The sequence below is a fragment of the Streptomyces sp. NPDC058371 genome (assembly GCF_042723265.1).
Classification (GTDB): domain Bacteria; phylum Actinomycetota; class Actinomycetes; order Streptomycetales; family Streptomycetaceae; genus Streptomyces.
Genome location: NZ_JBHXJC010000002.1, coordinates 572,011 through 582,877 on the forward strand (window position 1 = coordinate 572,011; position 10,867 = coordinate 582,877).

Here is a 10,867-nt window from a genome sequence, read left to right on the forward strand (position 1 = left end):
GAGGGCTGAGGTTGCTGTTCCTGCGGTCGGCGCAGGAAGCCGTCAGGGGGCCGGCTCGATGGGGACGTTGCCGCGGAAGACTCCGTCGGGGTCCAGCCGGCGCTTGATGTGCCGCAACCGGGCGTAGGTGCGGGGCGGGTAGACGCTGCGGACGCGGTCCGGCTCGGTGTCGATGAAGTTGATGTATCCGGCGTCGGAGCCGACGCAGTCCATCGCCGCGTAGGTCTCGCGGGCCCAGTCGATGTGGGCGCCGGTGAAGGCCGGCACGGTCCAGGCCGCGACGACGTTGAGGATGTAGGCGGCGTCGCGGTGGGCGAAGGCGGTGGCGTCCGCGGGCACCCTGCTCGCCGCTCCGCCGAGCCGGAGCACCTCGATCTGCGAGTGCTGTCCGGGCAGCCGACGGCCGGCCTCCAGCAGGGCCTTGACCGCGGTCTCGTCGACGCGGCCGAGGTAGCGGGACTTGTTGTAGTTGCGGCGCCCGTGCGGATGCAGGTCGTCCTGCATGGACTGCACGGCCACGTACGGCATCCGCTCCACGGAACTGACCACGGGTGCCCCCGCGTTGACGAGCAGACCCATCGGCTCGTGCCCGGTGTCCAGGTCGCCCGACCACACCGCGTTGACCATGACGATCGGCCGGCCGACGATCTCCTGCGGCACGCCGGGCAGGGGCGGGGCCGCGCAGATGATGCAGATGGCGGTCAGTTCGTCCGGCGCCGCCTCCATGACGGAGACGTAGTGCGCCAGCGCCCGGGGCAGGTCGTCGAGCCGATGGACGGCCTGCCCCAGGAGTACGTCGGTGAGGGGGTGGGTGGCCAGCGTGAACTCGGTGACGACCCCGAAGTTCCCGCCCCCGCCGCGCAGCGCCCACAGCAGGTCCGCGTCCGCCTCCTCGCCCGCGTGGACGACCGTGCCGTCGGCGGTGACCACCTCCGCGCCGATGATGTTGTCGCAGGTCAGTCCGTAGTTGCGGAAAGTCCAGCCGAACCCGCCGCCGAGGGCGAGGCCGCCGAGACCGGTGTGCGAGACCACTCCCGCGGGCACCACCCGGCCGATCGTGGCGGCCTTCTTGTCCACGTCGCCCAGCAGGCATCCGCCGCCCGCGCGCAGGCTCGTCCCATCGGCGTCGACCACGACCGACCGCATCCGTGACAGGTCGACGACGACTCCCTCGTCGCAGACGGACAGACCGGCGACCTGATGCCCGCCGCCACGTACGGAGAGGGGCAGCCCTTCCGCCCGGGCCGCGCGGACGACCGCGGCCACGTCGGCGGTCGACGCACAGTAGGCGATCAGGGCGGGGCGCTTGTCGACGGTGGCGTTCCAGATACGGCGTGCCCGCTCATAGTCCGGGTCCGCGGGCAGCACGACCGATCCCGCGAACTCGCCGTCCAACGAGGCGAGGATCCTGCCGACGCGCTGAGATGTTTCCATACGGTGCGTACGCTCCTGTTCCTGTGACTCCCCGTGGGGCTCTCGGCGTTGCTCGAGCGCAGGGCTCCCGGTCAGGCCTGTCGAGGCGCGTCAGCGGCCGCGCGCCGGTACGTTCTGAAGCGCCTCGCGGTCCACGCGCTTGCGGGTGGTGACCACGACCAGTCCTGACAGCACTCCCGCGGCCACGGCGACCGGCCCCCAGGGGGCGCCACTGGGTACGCCGAGCCAGTGGTCGACGCTCCACTCACCGGGGCCGCAGAGGCCGGTCGCGACGACGCCGGCGAGGATCATCAGCTCGAATTCGAAGCCGTGCTTCTTGCCGTCCAGTCCGTTGCGCAGATGGATCGCCGTGACGTTGGTGAGGACTCCGGTGAGCATGGCCGTGCCCAGGACGCTCAGCGCACCCGTCCCCAGCAGGACGGCGCCGCAGGTCTCGGTGGCGCCGGCGACGAGGGCCATCAGCCGCGGTGGCCGGAACCCCTGGGCGGCGAAGAACTTCTCGGCGCGGTCGAGCCCTCCCCCGTCCCACCAGCCGAAGAGCTTCTGTGTGCCGTGGAAGCCCATGATCACGAGGATGGCGAGGCGCAGGACGAGCAGGCCGGACGAGGCGGCGGTGCCCATCAGTTGTCCGACGGGGCCGGTGCCGTGCCGAACCGCGGCAGCACCTCGTCCAGGAAGAGGTCGAGCGAGCGGCCGGACTCCTCGGCCGTCATGAAGCCGAAGTTGAACAGCAGCGACATGTGCCGGACCTCGGCCTCGGCGAAGGCGTTGATCTGCTCGGCCACCGTCGCGGGACTGCCGACGATCATCGCGCGCTGGAGGAACTCGTCCGGGTTCTGCGGGGACACCCCGACGACGCTCTTCAGATGGGCGCTGTCCTTGATGTCCCCGGTCATGGTGAAGTTCTTCTTCTGGTGAGCGCCCATCTCCTCCATACGGGCCCGCGCGAACGCGACGGCCTCCTCGTCCGTCTCGCGGACGATCACCTGCTTCTGCACGAGGCTCCAGTCCAGGCGCTCCTCGATGCAGGCCTGGTCGTGCCCCGCCTCGGCGAGCGCTTCGGCGTACAGCTTGAACCGGGGACCGATGACGTCCGCGGTCTCGCGGGCGGTGAACAGGTACCAGCCCTTGCGGCCGGTCCATACGACGCCCTCGTCGTTCTGGGTCGCCCGCGCGAACTTCGGGCGGGACGCGTGGTACGCGGCCGGCATGATCCGGGTGCGCAGCGAACCCTGCTCGAAGGCGGTCGACCACTCGTACGGCGGGTCGTCGGGCTTCTTGTCCAGCGCGCGCTCCATGACCTCCAGGTTGTGCATCATCTGCTCGTGCCGTACCGAGGGGTCGCGGCCCAGGCCGGCGTACTCGACGGGGGACCCGCCGGCCGCGAAGCCGACGATGAGGTTGCCGCGGGTGATGATGTCGAGCAGGTTGCAGCTCTGGGCCAGACGCATCGGGTTGTGCAGCGTCGGGACGGCGACGGCCAGCAGGAACATCGTGTCGTCGGGCACCTGGGAACTCAGGTGGGACGCCAGCATGAAGTTGTTCCCGTAGGTGTTGTAGCCCGAGAAGTGGTGTTCGGTGAGCGCGATGCCCTGGACGCCGGCCCGGGTGGCGCGGACCGCCTGGTCGATCGTCGTACGGATGATCGGTACGTCCTCCTCCGCTCCACGGGTCTGCGGGTTCAGATAGATCGAGAACCGCATGGCAGGGACTCCTTCTGCAGCTTTTAAAGCGGTTGCAGAGAGTGGTACCACGCGCCCCATGGAGGGTCAATGCTTGGCGCAAGACCCTGTGCGGACGTGCATATAACCTCAACTTCCCTTGCCGGCCGCCGAATCCCGTCGAGCTGTTGACAGCGGAACGGACGCTTCGCCATCATCGTGCAACCGGTTGAATAGCTGTGAGAAAAGCGTCCGGCGACACACGACGGCGCGAGCCCGAGGAGCCATGCGATGGCGGACATCGTCTTCATCAACTGTTTCGAGGTCCCGGTGGGGCGGGAGGACACGTTCCTCGCCCTGTGGGCCGAGATCGACGACTACATGTGCGAGAAACCCGGGTTCCGGTGGCGCAAGCTGCACCGCTCCCTGGACTCGACGACCCGCCTGCGGTATGTGAATGTGGCGGGCTGGGATTCGGCCGAGCAGTTCGACGCGGCCCACGACGAGCAGTTCCGCCGGATGCAGTCGCAGCGGCAGTGGCTGGAGTTCCCCGCACTGCCCGCCCTGTACACCGTCGAGAAGGAGACCCACGCGGCCTCCTCCGCCCCCTCCGTTCTCTGACATGACCTTCGGCCCTCCCGAGGCCTCGGGCCGTGTGATCGCCGCCCGGGACATCGACCCCGTCACCGTGCCGGGGCACGCGTTCCGGATCCTCACCGACGGCTCCGGGACCGGCGGCGCCTTCAGCCTGACGGAGGCGGAGAGCCCGAAGGGCGCCATGGTCGGCTGTCACGCCCATGACGAGACCGTGGAGTGCTTCTACGTCCTGGACGGCCGCTACCGGCTCACCGTGAGCGGCGACACCCACGAACTCTGCGCGGGCGGGTTCCTGCTGGTGCCGCGCGGCGCGCCCCATCGGTTCGAGGTGACCGAAGGCCCGGCGCGTGCGCTGGTCCTGTTCGCGCCGGCGGGCTTCGAGGAGGTCTTCCGGCGGATGCCAGAGATCTTCGGCACCCCGGGGGAACCGGGCCCCCTCTGGGAGCACGTCAACTCCCAGGCCCGTACCCGCTTGTTGGGGTCGACGGGCCCGGGACCCGCCGCACTCGTACGAGCCGGGACCCGAGCCGGTTCCGGCCCCCCGGGCGCGCCCCTGACCCTGGCGGATTCCACCGCCACCAGGACGAGTCTGCGGATCCTGCTGCGTGACGGTGACAGCGCCGGCGCGACCTGGACACCCGGGCCGTCCGCGACCGCGGTCTACGTACTCGCCGGGCGCTACCGCTTCGACCTGCCCGAGGCCGGGCCCACCGTCGGCGAAGGCGAATACCTGGCCCTCACCCCCACACCGGACGCGCGTGCGGTGGCCCTCACCGACGGGGGCCGCACACTCGTCCTGGAGCTCGGCACCTGAGACGAGAGGAACCTCCGTGGCACTCCCCATCCTCGAGAACGCACTGCGCGACCCCACCCTCACGCAGCAGGAACGCTCCAACATCCAACTGGTGCTCAGGTTCCGGGCGTTGCCCTTCCGGGACCGCGCCGCCCACACCGTCGAGGGATTCCGGCCGGCGCGCATGGGCATGGCCAACCTGGCCGACATCAAGACCGGCGACGGGCCGAACTACACCGCGGACTCGATCCCCGACCGCGAGGACGAGATCCTCGACATCATCGCCCACGGCGACCGGGTCTGGGCGACCTGGCTCATCCGGGGCACGCACAGCGGACCCCTCTACGGAATCCCGCCGACCGGCCGCAAGGTCGAGGTCCTCGAAGTCGGCCAGTGGCGGATCCGTGACGGTCTGATCGCCGAGGCGTGGTTCTTCGTCGACGAACTCGCGCTCGTCCGCCAGTTGGGGATCTGGCCGCAGACCGGCACCACCGAGAAGGAGCACTGAGATGCCCACCGCCTTCGACCCCATCGACCTCGGCGGCCGCCGCCTGCCCAACCGCATCATGATGGCCCCGATGAGCCGCAGCCGGGCCTACGGGCCCGCGGCCTGCCCGGGTCCGTCGACCGCCGAGTACTACCGACAGCGCGCCTCGGCGGGTCTGATCGTCTCCGAGGGGATCCAGCCGTCTCCGGTTGCCCGCGGCTATCCCGCGACGCCCGGCCTCTACTCCCCCGAGCAGGTACGCGCCTGGCGTCCCGTCACCGAAGCGGTGCACGCGGCCGGCGGCACCGTCTTCGCGCAACTGATGCACGCCGGCCGGATCGGCCATCCGAGCCTGCTGCCGGACGGTCTGTCACCCGTCGCCCCGTCGGCGATCGCCGCGAACGCGCAGGTGTTCACGCCCCAGGGCCCCAAGCCCTGCGTGCAGCCCCGCGAACTCGGCGAGGAGGAGATCACGGCGACGATCGGGGACTTCGCCGCCGCGGCCCGCAACGCCATGGCGGCCGGGTTCGACGGCGTCGAACTGCACGGCGCCAACGGCTTCCTGATCCACCAATTCCTCTCCCCCCACGCGAACAGCCGCACCGACGACTGGGGCGGCCCCGCCGCGAACCGCATCCGCTTCGCGATCGAGGTGACCAAGGCCGTGGCCGGCGCGATCGGGGCCGACCGGGTGGGGGTCCAGCTCTCCCCCGGCAACCCGTACAACGACATGGTGGAGGACGACTGCTCCGGCACGTACAGCCCCCTGATCACCGCCCTCGACGGATTCGGGCTCGCCTATCTCGCCCTCGCGGAGGGGCCCGACCGCGAACTCACCAGGGAGTTGCGCCGGCTGTGGTCCGGGGTGTTCGTGCTCAACCCGTTCACCGCACCCCGGACGACGGGGCCCGGGGAGCTGGAACTCGTCGAGGACGGCACCGCGGACATGCTGTCCTTCGGCGCGCTGTTCCTGGCCAACCCGGACCTGCCGCGCCGGCTCGTCGAGGGCGGACCGTTCAACACCGCCGATCCGTCGACGTACTACGGCGGTGACGACCGCGGGTACACCGACTATCCGTTCCTGGACGCCGGCTCCCAGCCGGTGCTCACCGCATCGGAAGGGGCCGGCCGGGGCCGCCCGACGGCCTAGGATCCCGGGCCCCGGTGCCCGGGGGCTCGGGGGCTCAGGGGTCTCGGGGTCCGGGGTCTCGGGGTCCGCAGAGGGAACACATAGAATTCGTCCACCGCAATCGCACGTCAGAGGTGTGGGAGACAATGGCTGACCGGTCCACCATTCGGGATGTGGCGCGGGTTGCCGGAGTGTCCGTCTCCACCGTCTCCAGGGTCTTCACCTCCCCCGAGCTCTTCCGCGAGGAGACCCGGCTGAAGGTGTACGCCGCGGCCGAGCAGTTGCGCTACGCCCCCAGCAAGGCGGCCACGGCGCTGACCACCGGCAGGACCGGGAACATCGGCCTCGTCGTCCCCAACCTCGCGAACCCGCTCTTCCCCGAGATGGTCAAGGCCGCCCAGCACCAGGCGAGACGGCACAATCTGGCGGCTCTGCTGGGCGACAGCGACGACGACGCGGACGACGAGGAGAAGCTGATCCACGCCCTGTCCAAGGACGTGGACGGGCTGCTCCTCTTCTCTTCGCTCCTGCGGGACGAGCAGATCGGGTCGGCCGGCGGCCTGCGCCCCACCGTCTTCGTGAACCGACGCGTCGAGGGCTATCCGTGCGTCCTCGTCGATGCCCTGCAGGGAATGCGGCTGCTCACCCAGTACCTGAGCAACCTCGGCCACACCGGCGCTCTCTACCTCGCGGGGCCGACGAACTCATGGGCGGCGAAGGACCGGCAGCACGCGCTGATCACAGCGGGCGAGGAGACGGGCTTCCAGATCGAGGTCACCGCCCCGCACCGTCCGACGTTCGAGTCCGGCACCCTGGCGGCCGAGCAACTGGTGCGCGCGCCGCTGCCGTCGGCCGTCGTCTGCTTCAACGACGTGATGGCGCTGGGCCTGACCGCCCGGCTGCTCGAGTTCGGCGTCCAGGTTCCGGAACAGGTGAGTGTCGTGGGCTGGGGCGGAACCCAGCTGGCCAGCTACACCACCCCGGCCGTCACCACCCTCGCCGTGCCCCTGAGCAGGCTGGGCAGTATGGCCGTCGACCAGTTGCTCCTCGCCCGGAACAGCGAGACGGAAGGGGAGCCGGCCCCGGTCAGCCTGGAGGTCACCCTCTCGGCCCGCGCCACCACCAGCCGCGCGCGGACCCACTGACCGACGCTGCGGCCGACGTCCCGTACGACCACCAGCCGCACGCGGACCCGCTGACCGACGCCGCCGTCGACGTCCCGTACCACCACCAGCCGCGCTCGGCTCCGCTGATCGGCACTGCAGTCGGCTCCCTGACCACCACTAGCCGCGCGGGGCTCCGCTGACCGGCGCCGCGGTCGACTCCCGTACCACCAGTTCCACCGGCAGCAGGACCGTCTTGGCCACCGGCGCCGGGTCCGCGGAGCCGCTGGGCCGGTCCAGCTGTTCGAGCAGCAGCCGGGCGGCCTCCGCGCCCAGCTCCGAATGCGGTACGTGCACGGTGGTCAGCGGCGGCTGGAACTCGTCGGCGAACAGCATGTCGTTGAATCCGACGAGCGAGACGTCCTGCGGGCAGCGAAGCCCCCGCTCGCGCAGGACGTGCAGCGCACCGAGCGCGATCAGATCGTTGCCGGCGACGATCGCCGTGGTGCCGGGGTACTGGTCGAGGAGCTCGCGGGCCGCCCACTCGCCCGCCGGCACCGTGTAGGACTCGCTCACGACGACCGGTGCCTGCGCGGGAGCGACTCCCGCGGCCTCGGTGGCGTGGCGGAAAGCGCGAGCGCGGATCTCCCCCGTGGACAGCCGCTGCGGTCCCGCCAGATGTGCCAGGTCGCGGTGGCCCTGGGCCAGCAGGTGCTCGACCGCGAGCGTCACACCGGCGGCGTCGTCCCCGGCGACCAGCGGGAACATCGTCCGGTCCGTGCTGCGGCTGAGCAGCACGATCGGCACCCGCGCCCGGTGGGCCTCCTCCAGGAGCGGATGTTCACGCTGCGCGGTGGCGACGATGAAGCCGTCGACCTGCCGTCCGCGCAGCGCCTCGAACTGGGTGCGCTCCTTGGCCCGGTCGTTGTCGGTGTTGGCCAGCAGCGCGGTGTAGCCCCGGCGGGTCAGGGCCTCCTCTATCCCGCGCACCATCGGCGGGAACAGCGGGTTGGTGAGGTCGGGCAGCAGGACGCCGACCGTGAACGAGCGGTTGGTCCGCAGACTCCGGGCGGCGCTGTTGGGGGTGAACCCCAGCTGCTCCGCCGCCGCCCTGACCCGCTGGGCCGTCGCCGCATTGACCCGGCCACTGGTGGCGGGGTTCAGGGCACGGGATGCGGTTGCCATGTGCACACCAGCAAGGTGGGCCACATCGGACATGGTCGGGCGCTTGGTCACGCGGGAAGTGTAGGGATCCTGGGCGCCCGACCGCAATCGATCGCCGTGACGCCTTCCCCGCCCTTCCAGGACAGCCCTTGACATCACCGCCCGTACGGAGTGAGCATTGTGGCAATCGATTGCACAACAAGGATCTCGGCCCGGCGCACACACGGGGAAGCCGCACAGGCAATCGAATGCATGCATGCCTTCCCCACCGAGCCGTCTGCCTCCGGAAGTAAGGAACGAGAGATGACGTACGTCGCCAAGGACCCGCCCCGCATCGGCTGGATCGGCACCGGTCGGATGGGCTTCCAGCTGGCCGCGCGTCTCCTGGACGCGGGCTATGACGTCGCCGTGCAGAACCGCACCCGTGCCAAGGCCGAGCCGCTGGCCGAGCGCGGGGCGACGGTCGTCGACCGGCCGCAGGATCTGGCGGACCGCGATGTGGTGTTCGTGATGGTGTCGGCGTCGGCGGATCTCGAGTCCGTCACCACCGGAGCCGGCGGTGTGCTGACCGACCCGGACGTGGCGCCCGGCGTGCTGGTGGACAGTTCCACCGTCTCCGCCCAGGTCTCCGCCCAGGTGCGTGCCGAGGCCGCCAAGCGCGGCACGGCCCTGCTGGCCGCCCCGGTCAGCGGTAACCCGAAGGTGATCGCGGCCGGCCGGCTGACCATCGCCGCTTCGGGACCGCGCGACGTCTTCGACGAGGTGGAGCCGCTGCTCAACGTCCTGGGCCGCGGGGTGACCTATGTCGGGGACGACGAGGTGGCCCGGCTGGTCAAGATCGCGCACAACGTCTTCCTCGGCGTCGTCACCCAGTCCCTCGCCGAGATCACGCTGCTCGCGGAGAAGGGCGGCGTCAGCCGGGCCGCGTTCCTGGCCTTCCTCAATGACTCGGTCATGGGCTCGGTCTTCACCCGGTACAAGTCCCCCGCGCTGGTCAATCTGGACTTCAAGCCGACGTTCACCATGCCCCTGCTGCGCAAGGACTTCGATCTGGGCCTGGCCGAGGCCCGCGCCCTCGAAGTGCCGATGCCGCTGGCCTCGGCCACCGCGCAGCTCGTGGCAGGGGCGATCGGCGCGGGCCACACCGACGAGGACTTCGCCACCCTCATCCTGGAGCAGGCCAGGCGGTCCGGAATGGTCCTCGAACCCGAGCACGAGGACGTGGACGACGGCCTGACGGTCACGTCGTGAGTACCCGCCCGATACCGGCGTACGGCCACAGCGCGGTCGACTACGAACAGCGCGTGGACTACGACCGGCTGCGCGCCGACCGGTTGCGCCGTGCCCGCGCGGCACTGGACTCCAGCGAGTGCGGAGCCTTCCTGCTCTTCGACTTCTACAACATCCGCTATACGACGCAGACTTGGATCGGCGGGGCGCTCGGCGACAAGATGAGCCGCTACGCCCTGCTGACCCGCGACGGCGGCGAACCCGTCCTGTGGGACTTCGGTTCCGCGGCCCGCCACCACCAGCTGTACGCGCCCTGGCTGCGCCCCGAGAACTCGCGGGCCGGCATGCTCGGGCTGCGCGGGGCCATCGCCCCCGAGGCCGGTCTGATGCGCTCGGCGGTCACCGAGATCAAGGGCATGCTGGAGGACGCGGGCGTCGCCGGGCTGCCGGTCGGCGTGGACATCGTCGAGCCGCCGTTCCTCTTCGAGATGCAGCGCCAGGGCCTCAAGGTCGTGGACGCGCAGCAGTTGATGCTCGACGCCCGCCAGATCAAGTCGCAGGACGAGATCGCTCTCCTGTCGATGGCCGCCGCCATGGTCGACGGCGTCTACCAGGACATCGCCGAGGCCCTCAAGCCCGGCGTCCGGGAGAACGAGATCGTCGCTCTCGCCAACAAGCGGCTGTACGAGATGGGTTCGGACCAGGTCGAGGCCATCAACGCGGTGTCGGGCGAGCGCTGCAACCCACATCCGCACAACTTCTCGGACCGCATCATCCGCCCCGGGGACCAGGCCTTCTTCGACATCATCCAGTCGTACAACGGCTATCGGACGTGCTATTACCGCACCTTCGGCGTCGGCAGCTCGACGTCCTCCCAGCGCGATGCCTACACACAGGCGCGGGAGTGGATGGACGCGGCGATCGCCGTGGTCAAACCGGGGGTCGGCACGGACCAGGTGGCACGGGTGTGGCCGGCCGCGACGGAGTTCGGCTTCGCCAGTGAAATGGCCGCTTTCGGGCTGCAGTTCGGGCACGGCCTGGGTCTCGGTCTGCACGAGCGGCCGATCATCAGCCGGCTCAACAGCCTGGAGAACCCCGTCGAGATCCAGGAAGGCATGGTCTTCGCGCTGGAGACGTACTGCCCGGCCTCGGACGGCTTCTCCGCCGCACGCATCGAGGAAGAGGTCGTGGTCACCGCCGACGGACCCCAGGTGCTCACGCGGTTCCCGGCGCAGGAGCTCTTCGTCGCGAACCCGTACTGAGGAGGAG

Annotated in this window: 11 protein-coding genes; 7 read left to right on the plus strand and 4 right to left on the minus strand. The window is 70.3% G+C overall.

The features are described 5' to 3' along the window. Positions 1-42: 42 nt before the first annotated feature. The 3 genes from ACFWM2_RS10165 to ACFWM2_RS10175 all read right to left on the minus strand — a co-directional run bounded on the left by ACFWM2_RS10165 (position 43) and on the right by ACFWM2_RS10175 (position 3,137). Positions 43-1,434, minus strand: coding sequence for an FAD-binding oxidoreductase (locus tag ACFWM2_RS10165; RefSeq protein ID WP_383275679.1), 1,392 nt, complete (start codon positions 1,432-1,434; stop codon positions 43-45). 90 nt (positions 1,435-1,524) lie between these two features. Further along, positions 1,525-2,055 carry a DoxX family protein gene (locus ACFWM2_RS10170; RefSeq protein ID WP_383275681.1) on the minus strand — a complete coding sequence of 177 codons (531 nt, stop codon included), beginning with the start codon at positions 2,053-2,055 and terminating at the stop codon, positions 1,525-1,527. After that, positions 2,055-3,137: an LLM class flavin-dependent oxidoreductase gene (locus ACFWM2_RS10175; protein ID WP_383275684.1), complete on the minus strand. Its 1,083-nt coding sequence runs from the start codon at positions 3,135-3,137 to the stop codon at positions 2,055-2,057. Before ACFWM2_RS10175 ends, ACFWM2_RS10170 begins: the two co-directional genes overlap by 1 nt. A 249-nt stretch (positions 3,138-3,386) precedes the next feature. Here ACFWM2_RS10175 and ACFWM2_RS10180 point away from each other — a divergent pair, with 249 nt between their 5' ends. The 5 genes from ACFWM2_RS10180 (at position 3,387) to ACFWM2_RS10200 (ending at position 7,246) form a co-directional block, all read left to right on the plus strand. Then, positions 3,387-3,716, plus strand: a complete 330-nt coding sequence (locus tag ACFWM2_RS10180) for an antibiotic biosynthesis monooxygenase family protein (protein ID WP_383275687.1) — start codon at positions 3,387-3,389, stop codon at positions 3,714-3,716. A 1-nt stretch (position 3,717) separates the two neighbouring features. Then, positions 3,718-4,506, plus strand: coding sequence for a cupin domain-containing protein (locus ACFWM2_RS10185; protein WP_383275690.1), 789 nt, complete (start codon positions 3,718-3,720; stop codon positions 4,504-4,506). A 16-nt stretch (positions 4,507-4,522) separates the two neighbouring features. Further along, positions 4,523-4,993, plus strand: coding sequence for an ester cyclase (locus tag ACFWM2_RS10190; RefSeq protein ID WP_383275693.1), 471 nt, complete (start codon positions 4,523-4,525; stop codon positions 4,991-4,993). 1 nt (position 4,994) lies between these two features. Then, complete coding sequence (locus tag ACFWM2_RS10195; RefSeq protein ID WP_383275696.1) at positions 4,995-6,122, plus strand: alkene reductase; 1,128 nt, start codon at positions 4,995-4,997, stop codon at positions 6,120-6,122. A gap of 125 nt (positions 6,123-6,247) precedes the next feature. Continuing rightward, entirely contained in the window at positions 6,248-7,246 is a 999-nt protein-coding gene (locus ACFWM2_RS10200; RefSeq protein WP_383275699.1) for a LacI family DNA-binding transcriptional regulator, read from the plus strand. Between the two features lie 138 nt (positions 7,247-7,384). On the opposite strand, the gene ACFWM2_RS10205 is transcribed toward ACFWM2_RS10200, so the two are convergent. Next, positions 7,385-8,440 (minus strand): LacI family DNA-binding transcriptional regulator, encoded by a 1,056-nt coding sequence (locus ACFWM2_RS10205; protein ID WP_383275702.1) that lies wholly within the window; start codon positions 8,438-8,440, stop codon positions 7,385-7,387. Positions 8,441-8,671: 231 nt separating this feature from the next. Between ACFWM2_RS10205 and ACFWM2_RS10210 the strand changes: the two genes are divergently transcribed. Both ACFWM2_RS10210 and ACFWM2_RS10215 read left to right on the plus strand, forming a co-directional pair. Beyond that, positions 8,672-9,619: an NAD(P)-dependent oxidoreductase gene (locus ACFWM2_RS10210; RefSeq protein ID WP_383275705.1), complete on the plus strand. Its 948-nt coding sequence runs from the start codon at positions 8,672-8,674 to the stop codon at positions 9,617-9,619. Continuing rightward, positions 9,616-10,860 (plus strand): M24 family metallopeptidase, encoded by a 1,245-nt coding sequence (locus tag ACFWM2_RS10215; RefSeq protein ID WP_383275708.1) that lies wholly within the window; start codon positions 9,616-9,618, stop codon positions 10,858-10,860. The genes ACFWM2_RS10210 and ACFWM2_RS10215 overlap by 4 nt, the downstream gene beginning before the upstream one ends. The last annotated feature ends 7 nt before the right edge of the window (positions 10,861-10,867 follow it).